The 16,246-nt window shown below is 67.5% G+C and carries 11 protein-coding genes; 3 read left to right on the top strand and 8 right to left on the bottom strand.

The window, feature by feature from the left end:
- Positions 1 to 21: 21 nt before the first annotated feature.
- The 4 genes from pglX to ABD848_RS09265 all read right to left on the bottom strand — a co-directional run bounded on the left by pglX (position 22) and on the right by ABD848_RS09265 (position 9,615).
- The gene (gene pglX / locus ABD848_RS09280; protein ID WP_344969736.1) at positions 22 to 3,627 is read right to left on the bottom strand and encodes a BREX-2 system adenine-specific DNA-methyltransferase PglX; all 3,606 of its coding nucleotides are present in this window, start codon (positions 3,625 to 3,627) and stop codon (positions 22 to 24) included.
- A gap of 120 nt (positions 3,628 to 3,747) precedes the next feature.
- Positions 3,748 to 8,379 (bottom strand): BREX system serine/threonine kinase PglW, encoded by a 4,632-nt coding sequence (gene pglW, locus ABD848_RS09275; protein ID WP_344969733.1) that lies wholly within the window; start codon positions 8,377 to 8,379, stop codon positions 3,748 to 3,750.
- Between the two features lie 130 nt (positions 8,380 to 8,509).
- Positions 8,510 to 8,761: a DUF397 domain-containing protein gene (locus tag ABD848_RS09270; RefSeq protein WP_344969731.1), complete on the bottom strand. Its 252-nt coding sequence runs from the start codon at positions 8,759 to 8,761 to the stop codon at positions 8,510 to 8,512.
- A complete protein-coding gene (locus ABD848_RS09265; RefSeq protein WP_344969728.1) occupies positions 8,758 to 9,615 on the bottom strand; it encodes a helix-turn-helix domain-containing protein in 858 nt (285 codons plus the stop codon). The genes ABD848_RS09270 and ABD848_RS09265 overlap by 4 nt, the downstream gene beginning before the upstream one ends.
- Positions 9,616 to 9,820: 205 nt before the next feature.
- Between ABD848_RS09265 and ABD848_RS09260 the strand changes: the two genes are divergently transcribed.
- Both ABD848_RS09260 and ABD848_RS09255 read left to right on the top strand, forming a co-directional pair.
- Positions 9,821 to 10,384: an ATP-binding protein gene (locus ABD848_RS09260; protein ID WP_344969726.1), complete on the top strand. Its 564-nt coding sequence runs from the start codon at positions 9,821 to 9,823 to the stop codon at positions 10,382 to 10,384.
- Positions 10,385 to 10,711: 327 nt separating this feature from the next.
- Positions 10,712 to 11,386 carry a class I SAM-dependent methyltransferase gene (locus ABD848_RS09255; RefSeq protein WP_344969725.1) on the top strand — a complete coding sequence of 225 codons (675 nt, stop codon included), beginning with the start codon at positions 10,712 to 10,714 and terminating at the stop codon, positions 11,384 to 11,386.
- A gap of 417 nt (positions 11,387 to 11,803) precedes the next feature.
- Here ABD848_RS09255 and ABD848_RS09250 read toward each other — a convergent pair whose 3' ends face one another.
- The 4 genes from ABD848_RS09250 to ABD848_RS09235 all read right to left on the bottom strand — a co-directional run bounded on the left by ABD848_RS09250 (position 11,804) and on the right by ABD848_RS09235 (position 14,803).
- A complete protein-coding gene (locus tag ABD848_RS09250) occupies positions 11,804 to 12,700 on the bottom strand; it encodes a DUF6082 family protein (RefSeq protein WP_344969723.1) in 897 nt (298 codons plus the stop codon).
- 22 nt (positions 12,701 to 12,722) lie between these two features.
- Positions 12,723 to 13,346, bottom strand: a complete 624-nt coding sequence (locus tag ABD848_RS09245; protein ID WP_344969720.1) for a DUF6879 family protein — start codon at positions 13,344 to 13,346, stop codon at positions 12,723 to 12,725.
- Positions 13,339 to 13,608, bottom strand: coding sequence for a hypothetical protein (locus tag ABD848_RS09240; RefSeq protein ID WP_344969717.1), 270 nt, complete (start codon positions 13,606 to 13,608; stop codon positions 13,339 to 13,341). Before ABD848_RS09240 ends, ABD848_RS09245 begins: the two co-directional genes overlap by 8 nt.
- Before the next feature lie 154 nt (positions 13,609 to 13,762).
- Positions 13,763 to 14,803: an SIS domain-containing protein gene (locus tag ABD848_RS09235; RefSeq protein WP_425567481.1), complete on the bottom strand. Its 1,041-nt coding sequence runs from the start codon at positions 14,801 to 14,803 to the stop codon at positions 13,763 to 13,765.
- 229 nt (positions 14,804 to 15,032) lie between these two features.
- Here ABD848_RS09235 and ABD848_RS09230 point away from each other — a divergent pair, with 229 nt between their 5' ends.
- Positions 15,033 to 15,773, top strand: a complete 741-nt coding sequence (locus tag ABD848_RS09230) for a GntR family transcriptional regulator (protein WP_344969710.1) — start codon at positions 15,033 to 15,035, stop codon at positions 15,771 to 15,773.
- The last annotated feature ends 473 nt before the right edge of the window (positions 15,774 to 16,246 follow it).

Raw genomic sequence — 16,246 nt, 5'->3', positions numbered from 1 at the left:
TGCAAAAAACAGAACCTAGGACTACTTCTTCGTGGGGCGGCGCCCGCGGCCGGCGGCGGCCGGGCGCCAGGCCCGCAAGTCGTCGTCGGTCAGGCCGTGCTCGCCCTGCATCTGCTGGCGGTAGCCGGCGAAGAAGGCGGCCGGGGAGCCGCTGTAGTTCATGTCGAACTCGCCGTGCCACTGCTCCAGCCACGGCTGGAGCTCCAGCAGCCCGGCCAGGAACGGGGTGATCTCCTCGGTTGAGAGGGGCTGGTTGGTGAAGTAGGTGGCCAGCGCCTGCGCCTGCTCCCGGTGGTCCCAGCCCGCCCAGCCGTACAGGTCGGGGGTGGCGGTGTTGACCGAGCCGTAGGAGATGAACCGTTCCTTGGGCACGTCCAGCTTCCCGCGCGCCCGCCAGTAGGAGGAGCGCAGGAAGTCAGCCGACGTGTACTTGGGGGGAACCGGGATGGAGTCGCGGATCTTGCGCTTGGCGGGCTCGTCGGGGGCGGCGTCCTCCTTGCGCTGGAGGTACCAGACCTCCTCCCAGTCGGCGCGCTTCTTCAACCCGGAGGGCTTGTAGCGCAGCGCGGACAGGAAGGGGACGTGCTCCTCGGTGATCAGCTCGGCGACCACGGCGCTCAGGTCGGTGCGGGGGGCGTAGATCCCGGCGACGGAGACGAAGTCCTCGTCGCGGGAGAGCATGTCGGTGAGCCGCGCCAGCGACACCAGGCCGGGCATCCCGTTCTCGTCGTACCAGTGCTCACGGGCTTCCATCCGGTCCAGCAGCCAGGAACGCAGCGCCTTCTGCCGCATCGCCTCCCAGCCCTCGGTGGCCCAGCGGCGCTTGTACTCGGGCCGCTCCACCATGCCGATGGCGCGGGACGACTCGATGACCTCGATCCGCTTTCGCACGAGCTCCCGGTAGGACTCCGGCCAGTGGGACGGGAACTCCGTGATCGGGGTGGAGCCGTGCCGCGTGAACCACTCCCCCGAAGCCTCCCCCTCGGCGACCTGGCGAGCCAACACGATCTCGAACGCACGCTCGCCAAGCGCGAGTTCCGGCACCTCCACCGAGTCCGGGAGGAGCAGATCCTCGGAGGACCAACCCTCAGGAAGCAGGTTGTAGATGCCGTAGACCTGCCAGTCCAACTCTTCTTGCAGCGCGATCATCCGCGCACGGGTGGATTCCCATTTCTCCTTGGCGTCGCGGAGGGCAGCGGCGGTGGGGGTGGTGGACTGTGCGATGGCAGAGGGGGTTGTAGCGGAGAGTTCCTGCGCAAGGGAATCAAGCTCAGTGGCGAGGGAGGTGGGATAGGAGGCGGGGAGAGGGTAACGTTCGACGTTAGCACCATTGAATTGATAGCGGTTCTCCCACTGTTCGTCTTGAAAGCCTCTCCCCAATCCACTTCCACCTTTATTGTGACAGTTCATTTTGAGCCAGAAGCAGGCCGTGGAGCTATTGAGAACCCCAAGAAGTCGTAAATAATTCTCTTTATTTGACTCCTCTTTTAGTTTAATCACGGGAGCAGTTTGCTTAAAAACCTTACCCCCTCGATCTAACACAAAATGATTATGTGTAGCCACCTCAGCCAGCGAAACCCCAAAGGGAACAGAAAATCGCTCAGGATGCCAGCGACTCCACTCATACCATGTCAATCCGATTTCTTCATGCTTACCTCCAGGTTCGCGTCGCTCTCGCAGCAAAGAGCGATAGCACCACAACAAGGGCTCCAGATCTGGCGCAAGTTCAGCCTTCAGATCATCTGCATAAGGAAAAATAGATTCAGCAGTGGCAGCTATAACCCAGTCACGAACAACGTCACCCTCCACCAAAGAAACTACATGCGAACTTTCTACGCCATACCTATTCCACCCTCCCACCGAAGATAAATAAACAGAATCCGCGCCAGTGTGTGCGTAGCGCCCAATTGAACTACTTATCTCCCCCAGTCGAGAATCAACCAAGAAATTGATTTCCTCAACTATCTCCAAGCCACCATCAACAAGAATCCATGGCTGCCTGCCAAAGTAGCGCTCACGCTCCAGGTCGCCTACTGAGACCCATTTACTTAGTGAACTAGGCTGGTCGACTTGTTTCAGAATAGCCGACCACACCAACCCCTCTTCGGGGTTCTCCGGTGCGGCGGGTTCTCCTTGGACGCTACGTACGGTGCGGATGGTGGCCGAGCGCTTCTTTCCATCTCGCGGTATGCCGACGAGGATGACCGTCGGCGTCCCGTGCCCGGGGATGTAGGCTCCCGAGGTGTCAATGACCTCGGTGAGTTCCACGTGGTGGGCGAAGTACTCCTCGATCAGCTTCGCGCCGAACTCGCGTTTCATGAAGGAGTTCGCGGTGATCTGGCCGACCCGGCCGTATCCGTTCCCGTCATCGTCACCGCGTGTGGCCAGCTCGAAGAACCGTTGCGCGAAGGGCACCGAAAGCGCATACGTGCCCGAGCAGGCGCTGTACAGCTCCCGGTACAGCTTGTTGAGCTTCCTGTCCTTCACCGTGATGTAGGGCGGGTTTCCCACCACCACGTGGTAGCTTCTCGGCTCAAGAATGCCTGGATACTCGTGTACGTCCTCCGTGGCGTAGGAGAATTCGGCCAGTTCGTCGCCGGACTCCTCGCCTTCCATGGGGAGTTCGAGCTGCCGGGCTTTGATCAGCGAGTCGCCCACTGCCAGATGGATGGGCCATTCGTACTTTCCCGCCTCGGCCAGGGTGTGGATGTTGGCCGCCGCCATGGCCGCGACCAGGAGGCGGAAGCGGGCGATCTCCACGGCGAAGGGGTTGACGTCCACCCCGTGGACCGAGTTCAGCGCCCCCCGTACCCGTTCGTGCAGCTCCCGTCCCGGCTGACGCTCTCCCCACAGCTTCACCAGCCGCCGGAAGGCACCCAGCACGAAGTGTCCCGAGCCGCAGGTGGGGTCGATCATGCGCAGCTCTTCGTAGCCGAACTCGCGCACCGCCGGGTCCATGGTCCGGTCGAGGATGAACTCCTCGACGAACTCCGGAGTCTGCAACAGCGCATAGGTCTTCTGCGCGTCCTCAGAGAGATCCTGGTAAAGGTCGCCCAAAAACCGGGTGTCCCACCCTTCCGTCCCGCCTTCCCGCAGCGGGTCGGTGAAGTCATGGACGAGTTCCCCGTCCTCGTCGCGTTCGCGCCAGAACTCGACGAGTTCGCGGGCGCCGTCATGGCTCAGCGGGATCTGGAACAGCGGGTTGTGGTCGGGGTGGAACAGCAGCTTGTTCACCTGTCCCGCTCCCAGGTCGGCGAAGGCGTGTTCCAGCCAGCCGCGGTAGGTGGGGTCGGGGTCGCGGTCCACGTACGCCTCATACCGGGCTTGGGCCAGGTCGCGGCGCTCGGCCGTGGGGCCGGTGAGATAGGGCTCGGGGATGAGGTGGTTGTCCTCGGAGAAGCGGACGAACACGGTGCCCAGCACCCACGCCGCCGCGGCCTGGGTGACCCGCTCGTCGAGCCAACTGTTCCACGTGGCGGCGGTGCGGCCCAGCTTGTAAGCCCGGTCGTACTCCCCGCGCAGCCGGGTGCCGACCTCGGACAGCTTGCGCACCTGCGCGGCCAGATCGGTCTCCACTCGCTTGACCTGGGGTTTGAGATCCGCCAACAGTGCCGCGCGGTCGATCATGCGGCCCTCCCTCGTTACGTTGTCCTCTGATCTCCGCGTGGCCGCTCTGGCCTTCACGCGATATGTCCGCGATGTGTCCGGGGAGTGCCCGGGGGCGTGTGCCCTCGGCGCCGGCCGCCGCTACACGCCGGAGCGGTGGGTGTTGGTCACCCACGCCTCCGGCAGCTCGACCCATTCGCCCAACCCGGCCTGGTAGGGCACGGCGACGTGGCCCAGTCGCGGCTCGCGGGCGGGGTCGCTCTGCGGGCACAGCAGCCACAGGCCGCGCCCGCCGTGGCGGGCCTGGTCGGCGAGCCGGCCCAACGTCGTCATGGCGTCGTAGCGGGCGAACACTCCGGCGTCGCTCAGCAGCACCGGCCCTGCTCCGGCGTCGCGGGCCAGCAGGGACCGCAGCCGCGGCTCGACCTGCCCCCAGGCCGTGCGCGTGTACTCGGCCAGCCGCAGCGCCGCCTTCGTGCCGGGCTCGGCGGCGTCGGCGCGCAGGATGGTCTCCCAGGTCGGTTTCTGGCCCGGTTGCACCAGCCCGTGCATGGCTTCCAGGAACAGTTCGGTGACCGAGACCCGCTCGGCGGCGAACCTGCCACCGGGGTCGCTCAGTTCGGCGGCGGCCCGCGCGCTGGCGCCGGTGCGCACGGTCAGCACCCGGAAGCCATCGCGCCGGGCCGAGGCGGTCAACCGCTCTTCGGCTCGCACCGCGCCCGCGATCTGCGGATCGTCGGCGTAGCGGGTGAACACGCCGCGGCTGGTGCTGCGCCGCCGGGTGCTCACCGAGAGGTAGCTGGAGGCGGTCTCCTCGCGTGCGGGCAGGTAGCGCAGCGTCCCCGTGTCTTCGCGGGTGGCCAGCGTGAGGTCGAACCCGGCCTGGCGCAGCGCCGTGGTGAGCGGCCCGCCCGTGGGCAGCCCCTGCCCGCCCTCGCTGTCGGCCAGCGCCGGGAAGCGGGCGAGCACCCGCTCGTGGATCTCGGCGGGGGTGAGGCCGGGCTGGCGTTCGTGGGCGACGTCGGGGATGAGCCGCACCAGGCCCGCCTGGGTGAGCCGCAGCGCCCGCACCAGCGGCAGGTCACGGGGGTAGATCTCCAGGCGCGGGGTGGCGGCGGCGTTGCGGGACGCGGCGGCTGCCAGCTTCACCATGCGGCGCTCGTCCCACTCGACGGCCCCGGCCGGTGGGGTGAGCGCGCCCAGCTCCCCGAGGACGGTGGTCGCGGTGGGCAGGGTGTCGAGCTTGGCGAGCCTGTCGGCCACGCGGCCCAGCCGCTGGGCGTAGTCGAGCAGGCCGGGCGCGGAGGGGGTGTCGGGGGCGTCGTCGTCGCCGACCTCCAGCGCCAGCAGCCCGGCGCCCGTGGCCTCGTCGGTGGCCTCGCGGTTGGGTGCGTGGCGGAACTCGCTTTTCTCGGGGTCAAGCTGCTCGATCTCCACCACCGCGCGGACGGCGGCCAGGGCGAGCGCCCGGCGCTGGGGCCGCTCGGGAAGCCGGGTACCGCGTCGCACGACGAGCGCGTCGGCGATCTCGGCGGCGGAGGCGACCCGGCCGAACTCCGCGAGCAGTTCCAGGATCTCCTCGCGCAGCTCCCGCATGGCGGGGTGCTTGCGCCACCGGGTCCGCTGCTTCTTGAGCAGGTGCGGGATGCGGCCGACGCTGAGCCCCAAGGCGGCGGCCACGTCCTTCTGCTTGGGCCACACGCCGATGTCGGGCAGCTCGCCGCGCTCGTCGGGCAGGCGCAGCAGTAGCCGCACCATCTCGACCTCGCTGCGGTTGTCGCCGTTGCGTTTCAGCTCGGGCACGAGGACCGTGGCCAGCGCGTCGAGGCTGACTGCACGTAGGGCGCTGCCGGGGAGAGTGTCGGCGCTGTCGCCAGTGGCGACACTGTCGGCGAGGGCGGACTCGACTTTGCTGTGCTCCGCCAGTTCCACTTTGGCGTCGCGGCGTCCCGTGGGGGTGAGTGGGGAGACGGGCGCCTCGCGCAGCCGCTCGCCCCACTCGCGTTGGCGGCGCTGGATCTCGCTGCGGGTTTTGGCGCCCAGCCCGGGGGCGTTGACCAGGTTGCGCTGGCTGTAGTCGAGTAGCTCGCCGACGGTGGTGATGCCCAGCCCGTACAGGAACGATTCGGCGGCCGGGGTGAGTCCCGCCGCGGAGAGGTGGGTGTCGCGGTCGGCGCAGGCGGCGAGCCGCTCGCGCTCCTGCTCGGCGGAGAGCGGTTCGGCCTCGGCGATCGCCGGGGCGGCCTCGGCGCTTTCGCCGCCGGTCTCGCCCTGCTCGGCGGCGGGGGCGGGGTGGCGGGTGATGCGTCCCCCGGAGGGCACGGTCCGTTCCGCGTCCAGGAAGATCCGGCGCCAGGCGTCGCGCATCGGCTTGAGGTCGCCGAAGCGCTGGGTGGTGTCGCGGTGCAGCGCCTTGCGGAAGAAGGCGACGAGCCCGTCTCGGATGGCGGGGTCGAAGGCGTCGGCGGCGATCGTGGGGTAGGGCCACTGCTCGGGGTCGGTCTGCTGCGGGGCCACCTTGCCGTCAGACCAAACCGGCAATTCACCTGCCGCCATTTCGTGCAGCGAGACGGCGAGAGCGTAGCGCTCGGCGTGGGCGTCGTAGACCCGGCCCGTCACGTGGCCCAGGAACGGGTCAAGGTACCCCTCTGTACCGACGGTGATGTCCTGCGCCGGATAGCCGGCCAGGGAGAAGTCGATCAACACCAGTTCGCGGGTGCGGTTGGGGCGCACCCGGATAGCGATGTTGTCGGGCTTGAGGTCGCGGTGCCACGTTCCCTCGCCCTCCAGGAAGTCGACCGCGCCGAACAGGTAGTCACCGTAGGCTTCCAGTTGGTCCACCTGGAGGCGGCCGTTCTCGCGCACCTGGCGGGCCACGGTCTCCTGACGGTGGCGCGAGGAGCCGGCGGCGGGATCGGCCTGCTGCGCCGCGTCGCGCTCGTCGCCCACGTACTCCAGGGCCAGCACGGTGCGCCCGCCGATGGACAGCGGCTCCGGTTCGACCAGTTGGATGATGCGCGAGTCGGGACGCAGCCCGTTCATGACCTCGGCCTCGCGGGTCAGCAGCTCGGCGCGGCTGTCCGACAGGGCCACCTTGAGCACGGCGAAGGCGCGGGCGCCGCGCGTCTTCAGGTCGGCGTGCAGGTCGCGCACGAGGAAGGCGCGGCTGGTCGAGCCGGTGCCCAGCCGGCGCCGCACCTCCCAGCGTCCGGCCAGCACGTCGCCCGCGACCGCCTCCAGCGGGTCCTTCTCGCTCTCCTCCTCCCGCTGCGGTGCAGGCTCGGCGGGGGCGGTGAGCGTGTCCTCGGCGAGCTCCAGCATCTCCAAGAACTCGTCGACCGTGGCCAGGCGCCGCTGCGGCTCGTGGGCGGTGGCGGCCCGCACCAGATCGTCGATGTCCTCCGAGAGGCCGTCCACCAGCGCGCTGGGGCGCAGCCCGTTCTCCTCCGACTTCAGGATGGACATCAGCTCGGCCTGACTGGTGGCCGGGGCCGTGCCGGTCACCAGCAGGTAGGTGAGCACGCCCAGCCCGTACACGTCGAGAGCGACCGGGTCGGGGTGTTTCGCGGTCAACTCGGGGGCCATGTAGGCGTCGGCGTCGTCGGCGATGTGGGTCACCGACAGGGCCGTGGGGGCGTAGCGCTGCGCGCCGGAGGTCTGGGGGGCGTCGGCGCGGCGCATGGCGATCTGCCAATCGGAGATCTGTAGATGCGGCGCGAGCCAGGCCGCCTCCTCGCCGACGGTGCGGCCCTCGCGGTCGCGGTGCCGGGGGAACACGTGAATCGAGCGGGCCGCCAGCGCACGGTGGTGGATACGGCTGGAATGGGCCGAACGCACCGTCTCGGCGAGCTGGCGCACCAGCGCCACGCGGCCGAGGATGTCGAGCTTGTCGCCGTACTGGGCGAGGTAGTGGTCCAGGCGCAGCGCGTGCGGATGGTAGTCGAAGATCAGCGTCGGGCCGACCTTGTGGCCAGAGGGGTGGTACTGCTTGAGCTGGACCACACCGGGGTGGGGGAAGCGGCGCAGGACGTCGGCCTCGCGCCGGGCGGCGCTGTCCACCGAGGCGCGCAGCGTGCTGTCCGCACCGCGCTCGCGCAGGTAGACCCGGACGCGCACCGTCTCGGCCAGTTCGGTGTGCCGGGCGCGGTAGTCGGCCCAGGTTGGGCCGGTGTCCAGAGCGGTGCGTTCCAGCAGGTACGGGCCGACCTTGTACTCGGCGTCGCTGCGGCGGATGCCGACCCGCTTCAGCGCCGAGGCGATCTTGTTGCCGTAGGGACCGTCGATGCGGCGCCGCTCGTCGCGCGGGGGCCGCTTCAGCATCTCCACGAGTTCGGCGACCGTGTAGACACCGTTCTGGTCGTTGGGCGGCAGGCTCACCTTCAACGCGGAGTCGGTGAAGCACACCGACGCCGAGACCCACGGGTTCGCGCCGTTCTGCTTGAGCAGGCCGGCCAGTTCCCGCGACTTCTTGGTGACCAGGTGCAGGGGGTTGTTGTAGGGGATGCGGTGACCGGGCGGGGTGGTCTGCACCCACGTGCCGTTGTCGGAGGTGACGCTGCCGTGCCAGTCCTTCAGCTCGATCATGTGGACGCCGCCGGGAGAGATCACCAGCAGGTCGACCTCGCGCACGTGGCCGGTGTTGGCGGTGAAGGTGAAGTTCGACCACGCCCGCCACACGCCGTTGTTCGGCAGTTTCGTGCGAATGGCCTCCAGGCCCCGGCGCTCGTGGTCGAACTCGGATTCGGTGACGGTCGTCCACCGACCTTCGAGCATGCGCCCGCTCCGTTTGCCTGTCGTGCTTTATCGGCCGGGGGAGCCGAAATCTCGGGATCTGCGGCGATCCTAACGGAAAGGCAAGAAGCCGGACGGTGAAAGTCTTTTATTCGTCAGACCGAAAAAATGGTCACAACTCCCCATTTCGGACATTAGCGATGAAAGCACTCCACTCGGCCCAGGCGAAGGCGAGGTGCCCGGCATCGGGACGCTTGGAGTCCCGCACGGCCGCGCCGCAGGGGAGATCGGCGACCTCGACGCAGTTCTGGTTTTGGGCGCTGTGGCTGCTCGTGCGGAAGCCAGCGGGGACATGGGCCACTTCGACGCAGGCTTGGCCCTGAGCGCTGTAACTGCTCTTGTGAAACTCCAGGTGAATGCTCATTCCGTACTTCCTAGGGATCGCTCGATGTTCTCGATGAACTCAGCGGACAGCGCGGTGGACAACGCCACACTCTGGACATTGCCGAATGCCACGCTATAGCGGTCGATTTCCTCCGGCCGCTCCAGGAACAAGCTATCCGCGGCAGTCTCGACATGAACGATCGGCTGATCCTTGGGATCGGGGAAGTCGAGAATTCTGAACGGTCCCGCCAGGGCGAGATGAGCCCCGGCGGCGTAGGGAAGCACCTGGATATCGATGTGATGGCGCAGCGCCAGATTCATCAGATGCGCGAGTTGTTCGCGCATCACCTCGGCTCCCCCGATAAGGCGACGCAGCGCTCCCTCGTCGATGACCGCTGTCATGTGCGGCGGCTTGATCCGGTTGAAGATCTCACGGCGCCGCATACGGGCCTCAACCTGACGCTGCACCCCTTCCTCTTCGACAGCGCGTCCAGCCCGGAACACGGCAGCGGCGTATTCGGGAGTCTGGAACAGCCCTGGGACGGTCAGCCCTTCAAAGGTGCGGATCATGGACGCTTCAGCCTCCCAGTCCGGGAGCGCCTGCCCGCCGAAGACATCCCGGTAGTTGGACCACCAGCCGCGCTCCTTGGACTGCTGGGCGAGCTGGTGCATCGCCTCTCGGGTCTGGCTGTCCACCTTGTAGAGGTCGGCGAGCGAGTCGAGGTCGCTGCGGCGGAGGCGCCGGGCGTCGGCGGTCTCGATACGCCCAAGGGTGGCGCGGGGAACCTTGGCGGCCTTGGCCGCGTCCTCCAGCGTCATCCCGGCGTCCTCGCGCAGCCCACGGAGGACCCGTCCAAGACGGCGACGTCGGATGTTGGGGCTCTGGCTCTCCATATGACCACCCTGACGAGCTAATGGGAATCTGAGTTTTCCTCTTGTCAACTGGGAATCTGAGAATACTATAGAAGTAGCGAGATGACCACGCTTGGTCATCGACCTGTACGCTACTGCGCCCTTGCCGCCATGTCCGACGAACGGACCGATCAGCGGGCGCGGTACCCCCTTTTGTCCGTTCTGTTCTGCGGTAAGGAGCGCTCTCATGCCATCACTGTCCACAGTCGCACCGTTGCCCGAAGTAACCGTTCCGCTCAGCCGGTTCGTGCCGCCGCCGTACCGGCACTACTTCAGCGGTCGGCCCGAGTGCCCCAACTACAAGCGGCGCCGTTTCGACTTCTGCGGCGAGGCCGCCATGATGCCGCTGGTACGGGCCTTCCTGGACACCTGCGCAGCCGACCAAGGCCGCGAGTACCGCTACCTGTTCACCCTCCTGGGCAGCGAACTCGCCACCAACGCCCTGCGGCACACCCGTTCCGGCACACCCGACGGTGTCTACACCCTGCTCGCGGAGCGTTTCCCCACCGGGTTGCGCCTCACCTGCCGCGACGACGGCGACCTCGGCACGGACCGTTTCCGGGTCACCGCCGAACGGCGCCACCTCTCCCCCGACCCGGCCGGCTACGACCCCCAGTCCGAGTCCGGGCGCGGGCTGCTCCTCGTCGACGCCCTCTCCACCGCCTGGGGCGACAACGGCTGGTCCAACCACCGCCACGTGTGGTTCTACCTCGCCTACGACCTCGAACACAGCGCCTGGCCCACCACCTGAAAAGGAGCGCCGGCCCGTCCGCGTCCCCATGGCGACGCGGACGGGCACACCGCTCAGGAACGCGACGCGCGGACCTCCCGCCATTCGTCGTCAAGGACGGAATGGACGACGGAGTCGCGCCAGCCACCATCAACCCACAGGTGGCGCCTGATGCGACCCTCCTCCACCATCCCGGCGTTACGCATGACACGGTCGGAGACGCGGTTGTCGGGCGCGCGGGCACCCCTGACAGAAGTGGCCCTTCTCTTCGTGTACTCCCGGTAATCGCAGGAGGAAACACCTAGCGTGAGCAGGGTCCTGTCCCCTCATCCCAAGGACCCCACGCGCATGAGTGAGCCCACCGACACCTCCGGCATCGCCGGCTACTGGGACCGCTACGCCGCCGGCATCGCCGAGGAAACCCGGGAAGAGGCGCTGAAGGACGCCTTCGGCTGGTGCCAGTACGCCGGCCACGGGCCCGGCAACGAACTCCTCGGCGACCCGCTCACCACCCTCGAACTGGGCTTCGGGCGTGGCAACGCCGTAGCCGCCCTGGCCACCAAAGGAATCGAGGCCACCGGTATCGACGTCTCCCCGCTCCAGTGTGAGCACGCCATCGCGCGCTGGGGCCACCTGACCGGCGCCCACTTCGTCCAAGCCGAGGCGACGGCCTACCTCAACGACGCCACCCGGCAGTGGGACGCCATCTACTCCATCTGGGGAGCACTGTGGTTCACCGACCCCGACGTGCTGTTGCCGTTGGTGCACGAGCGGCTGATACCAGGAGGGCGGCTGGTGTTCTCCCACGCCCCGCCCGTACCCGGCGCCTACGGAGTGCAGGGCATGTACGCCGACGGGTTCCGCGGCCGGCAGGTGTGGGTGTACCGCTGGGCCTACGAGCCCGAAGGGTGGGCCGCTCTCCTACGAAAACACGGCTACACCGGTATCGAGGCCCGTGTTGAACCCGCTCCCCAACCAGACCTGTTGGGCACCCTCATCGCCACGGCTCACCGCCCCCGGTGACCCGGACTTTTCACCATGAGCTTCCAACCGATTGACCTCCTCGGCAGTGAAGGGTTGTCCCAAGCGGTTCGAGGAGAGTGCCGGTAGGTGAGCATTCCCCACGGGCGTTGGGCCTTCCGCGCGCCTGGCGGTCAATCCAGCGTGCTGACCCGCTCGGCCAGTTTCGCTACCCGCGGGCCGGAGGAACGCTGGGCGCGCAACTCCGCCAGCAGCACGCCCAACCGCCCGCGCGTCGTCGAACGCAATCGCTCCGGTGCTTAAGAACGCCGCGAGTTGATCCCAGAGCGGGTCAGTCAGCCATGATGGAAGCATGGACACAGGTCCCCCCAGTGATCACAAAGCGTCGCGACTTCGTGATCACCAATATCTGTGCCCGCCTTGTCGCCAGGGTCCCACACCACCTATCCGCGCGACCTCTTAGGTTCTGTTTTTCGAACGGCTGGGGATGCAGGGTCGTGGGAGTGTTCGTCGTTCGCTCGTGCCTCGATCGCTTCGCGATCTCGGCAGCCTGCGTGGCGACAGCGGACGCGCTCGCCCGCTCGCGCCGCCCCTCCCGAAAAACAGCGCCCGGTGGCCGCTACGGCGTTTCCACCACACGGCGGCTCCCGCGGCCAGTGCGCCGGCGGCCATCCCGCCTCCCGCGAGCAGCGCGGAACGCCACGTCCTTCGGCTGCGCGGCCTGGAGTGCTGGGGAACGGCGGCACGCTGCGGCTGTGGCGGCGGGGTGTTCCGATACACCTCGTCGAGGATCGCGACGAACCGGCGCTCCCGCCTACTTCCCTCGGTCATGGAGCGCATCTCGCGGGCCTGGGTCCAGTAGGCGTAACCGATCTCGCCCTCGAACATCTCCCCGGCCACGGCGCGCAGCCGTTCCTCCGGCAACGCGCCGGTCTCGAACGCGCTGGCCCACTGCGAAACGATCATGTTGGTGTAGAGCTGCTGTTTTCGACTCTTCGGGTCGTCCGGCTCGGGCACGGGACCCCAGCAAGCGTCCAAATCGGGATCGTCCATGGCCATGCGCAGCAGCTCACTCATGGCCTGACGCCGAGCTTCCTCGATCCCCCTCCTGGTCTCCCTGGCCTGGTAGATCAGAGTGAGGACGATCCCGACGAGCGCGAACATCGCTATGAGCGCTGAGACCGCACCGTAGGTCTGGCCGATGAAGCTCAACCGTTCCCACTCGTCACGGGCGCCGCCAAGCAGCCCCACCGCCAGCGGTGAGGCGGCCACCAGCACCACACTCACCACCACGATGAGCAGGACGACAATCACATACCGGGTGCTGGCCGCCGCTCGCTCGTTTCGTGTCCGCACATTTCCTAACTTCTCACATCCGCTACGTGATCTTAGGAATCGGACGTTCGGCGATCTCGCGGTGGAAATAGTCCAGGAACGGTTCGCTTTCCTGCCACAGGCCAGCGATGGCCTCGGCAGTCTGGGAGACGAGTTCGGGGTCGTCGACGCGCTTGGCGCCGACGGGGGTCCACGCGCCGTCGTAGCGGACCTGGTAGAGGGCGCGGTCACCGTAGACCATCAGCTCGGGCAGCACAGCCCTCGTTTCGAGAGGGGCCACCGTTGCCGCGTCGAGGGCCCGGATCTGGTGGCCGCACTCGACGAAGATCCGGTGGCTGTGCGACTCCCACTGTAGGTAGGGCGTCGGCGGATGCTCGACGACCCGCAACCGCCGAAACTCCAGCCCCTGTTCGGTGTTGGCGCGGATCTCCTCGCCGATGGCCTCACGCTCGCTCTCGAAAATCTCCATGACACGAGGCCAGTCACCGGCCACGAAGGCGTCCCACGCGGCGTCGCCGACCTCGTTGAACACCTGGGAGCGTTCGAGCTTCCAGATCACCCCGCCGTCGAGCTTGTCCTGCTCGCGGTCGCTGTCGGCGTGGTAGGTGGGCCGATCGAGCACCACCCCCGGGGCTTGGCGAACCCGATCGAAAATGTGCTCACTCATCGACAACATCCGGAAGAGTGGACCGAAACTGGTTTCCCGGAACGACCACAATGCGTTCATCGGCCGCCATGCTGACCTCGACCGGCAGCCGATCGGCCAGTAGTGCGGTGGCGTCGCGCCCGATGATCGCCACATCGCCGTCGTCGAGTTCCCAAAACTCCGGGCAGTCTTTGCCGACACGGCTATCGCCCAGCTCGGCGGCGGTCTTACCCAACCGCCGTTTGAATCGCGCCGAAGGGTTCACGTCCCATGGCCGGTCCATGAGATGGCTCCTTGCACTGGAGAACAAACCGGATTGACAACTGTGCCCGTTTTCGTGGATCGCTACACGGTCACAGCGGGACAGTTCTCCGTCACCGGTTGCCGCGGCGCGTGCCGTTCCGCGCCGAGGCGGGACAGCAGCGCGTGGGTGGGGCTCACGCGGTCTGGGTGACCTTGCCCAAGCCGCGGGGCGCGTCGGGATCATACCCCAGCCGCCGGGCAAGCTTTTCGGTGATGAGCTGGGCTGGAACGATCAAGCTGAACGGTGCCAGCCATTCGGGAAGGTCGGGGGTTGCCACCGCCAGGTCACAGGCACCGGCCAGCGCCGAACCGCCGCCGATGGCATAAGCGGGTGTGCCCACCGAAGTGACACGCTCGGCCAGGCGCACCGTTCCCTCCAAGGTCGGCCCGGAGTTCGCAGCAACCAGGATCGCCGGGGTCTCGGCGTCGACGACGGCGATGGGACCGTGCAGCAGGTCAGCGTACGACAGCCCCATAGCGTGCAGGTAGCACGCCTCCTTAAGCTTCAACGCCGCCTCCAAGGCCGTGGAGAAGGCCATGCCGCGCCCGGAGACGACCGCGCCATGGCAGCCCACCAGACGTTCCACAATCGCGTCGACCCCATCTTCGGGCATCGCGAGCACGTCGTCGATGGCCGCGGGAACGCCGCGCAGCTCACCGGCGTCGAGATCGGCTCCCAGCCCGAGGGCGAGCACCGCCAGCGCGGCCAGTTGGGTGGTGTAGGTCTTGGTGGCGGGAACGGCGAACTCGCTGCCCGCCTCAGTGACCAAGGAAAGGTCGGCGATCTCGGTTAGCGCGGAACCGGCACCGTTAGTGACGCCGACCGTGCGAGCGCCACAGTCGGCGGCCCATCGCAGGGTGTCGACGATCTCCTCAGTGCGGCCCGACTGGGAGATGGCGACCGCGAGCACACCGTTGAGGTCGACTTTGGCGCCATAGGTGGTGGCGATGGAAGGGGAGGCGAGCGTGGCCAGCCGACCGGCGTGAGCCTGGAGCAGGTAGCTGCCGTAGACGGCGGCGTTGTCAGAGGAGCCCCGTGCGATGAAAAGCACCTGGCTGGTTCCCCGCGCGAGGTCGGCGATCTCGCCCGCCCGAGGCAGGAGGCTGTCCAGGGTTCGGCGGAGCGCGGTGGGCTGCTCGGCGATCTCCGATCGCATGGTGCTCGTGGTCGTCATCATCTGCTCTCTATCTCCCGCTGCCCTATCTCGTGGCCGTGCCGAGCCCGCCAGGGTCACGCACGCGGACCCGCAGAAGGTATCCACACGGCCGCTCGTAGGTGTCCTGACCGGGGGTGACTGCGGTGAGCACGCCACGGATTGACACCTCGTGAACTACTATGGTCTAGTCCGGCCTATACCAGTACGCACCATATCTGACCGCATCACGACCGAACAGGCACCCCTCATGGAGATCGACCCCCGCAGCCCCGTCCCGAAATACGCCCAACTCCGGGAGATCCTGTTGGACTGGATCGAGGAGTCACGGCTCGGGGTCGACGATGCCGTACCCTCCGAGCGGGAACTCGGGCTCACCTACGGGCTATCGCGCATGACCGTGCGACAAACCCTTGACCAGCTCGTCGACGAGGGAAAGCTCTACCGGGTCCCGGGAAAGGGCACCTTCGTCGCACGCCCCAAAATCGAGATGTCGCTGCGGCTGGCCTCGTTCACCGAGGACATGCGGGCACGCGGCTTCGAGCCAGGCTCCCAAGACCTGGCGCGGCGCGTCGCCCCGGCCAGCGGACACCTGGCCCGCGTCCTCGGCGTCGCCCCCGGCGACCCGATCCACCACCTCGAACGGCTACGCACCGCAGACGGCGAGCCGATGGCGGTCGAGCGCTCCAATATCCCCCTCGCCCTCGCCCCCGAACTGGACCGCCACTCGCTGGCCGGGCGCTCGCTCTACCGGCTACTGGAACAGGAGTACAACCTGCTCCTCGACTCCGGAGAACAGACCATCGAGGCCGGCCTGTGCGACGCCACCGACGCCAAACACCTCGGCCTGACCGCCGGAAGCGCCGTGCTGCTGCTACAACGGCGCAGCTACGCCAACGGCACCTGTGTGGAACTGGCGATCTCCACCTACCGCGCCGACCGCTACCAACTCCACTCCACGCTCGACGCGCGCCGCAGCGGAACGGGGTGACGCGCGAACCGCCACGTCACGCCCGGCCGGCGGGCAGGCGTCCGCCGAGAGGTAGGCGTTCGCCGACGGGCACTACCGCGAACGCCGGGGACGCCGCCTGTGTTCTCTCCGCTTTCGCCAAGTGGTGCTGGGGACGGTAGCGGGCCAACGTCAAGGGCGGCGCCACCCCGCTCGGGGACTGTAGCGGGCCAACGTCAAGGGCGGTACCGCCCGCTCAAGGCATGGAGCAGCGGTGGCGCGGCGGCTCTTTCGCCGCTCGTGCACTCGATCGCTTCGCGATCTCGGCAGCCTCAGTGGGTGGCAGCTCCAAAACCCAGCAACTCCAAGAAGACACTCACATCCCCGAGTGTCAACGTCGCCCGAAAGTGGACCACTGGGCGACGGATGAATGTTGACCACCCTCCACCACCAGTTTCTTCTCATCGCTTGGTCGTCCAGGCTCAGGTGCGGTTTCCGCCTGAGGGAGGTATCCG

Source organism: Salinactinospora qingdaonensis (assembly GCF_039539445.1).
Classification (GTDB): Bacteria; Actinomycetota; Actinomycetes; order Streptosporangiales; family Streptosporangiaceae; genus Salinactinospora; species Salinactinospora qingdaonensis.
Note: the sequence above shows the minus strand (reverse complement) of the source record. Positions and strands in the feature narration are given on the sequence as shown.

Coding starts and splice junctions, on each gene's coding strand:
- ABD848_RS09265 (WP_344969728.1), bottom strand. CDS start 9,615: ATGGAGAGCCAGAGCCCCAACATCCGACGTCGCCGTCTTGGACGGGTC.
- ABD848_RS09235 (WP_425567481.1), bottom strand. CDS start 14,803: ATGACGACCACGAGCACCATGCGATCGGAGATCGCCGAGCAGCCCACC.
- ABD848_RS09230 (WP_344969710.1), top strand. CDS start 15,033: ATGGAGATCGACCCCCGCAGCCCCGTCCCGAAATACGCCCAACTCCGG.
- ABD848_RS09255 (WP_344969725.1), top strand. CDS start 10,712: ATGAGTGAGCCCACCGACACCTCCGGCATCGCCGGCTACTGGGACCGC.
- ABD848_RS09245 (WP_344969720.1), bottom strand. CDS start 13,346: ATGAGTGAGCACATTTTCGATCGGGTTCGCCAAGCCCCGGGGGTGGTG.
- ABD848_RS09240 (WP_344969717.1), bottom strand. CDS start 13,608: ATGGACCGGCCATGGGACGTGAACCCTTCGGCGCGATTCAAACGGCGG.
- ABD848_RS09270 (WP_344969731.1), bottom strand. CDS start 8,761: ATGAGCATTCACCTGGAGTTTCACAAGAGCAGTTACAGCGCTCAGGGC.
- pglX (WP_344969736.1), bottom strand. CDS start 3,627: ATGATCGACCGCGCGGCACTGTTGGCGGATCTCAAACCCCAGGTCAAG.
- ABD848_RS09260 (WP_344969726.1), top strand. CDS start 9,821: ATGCCATCACTGTCCACAGTCGCACCGTTGCCCGAAGTAACCGTTCCG.
- pglW (WP_344969733.1), bottom strand. CDS start 8,379: ATGCTCGAAGGTCGGTGGACGACCGTCACCGAATCCGAGTTCGACCAC.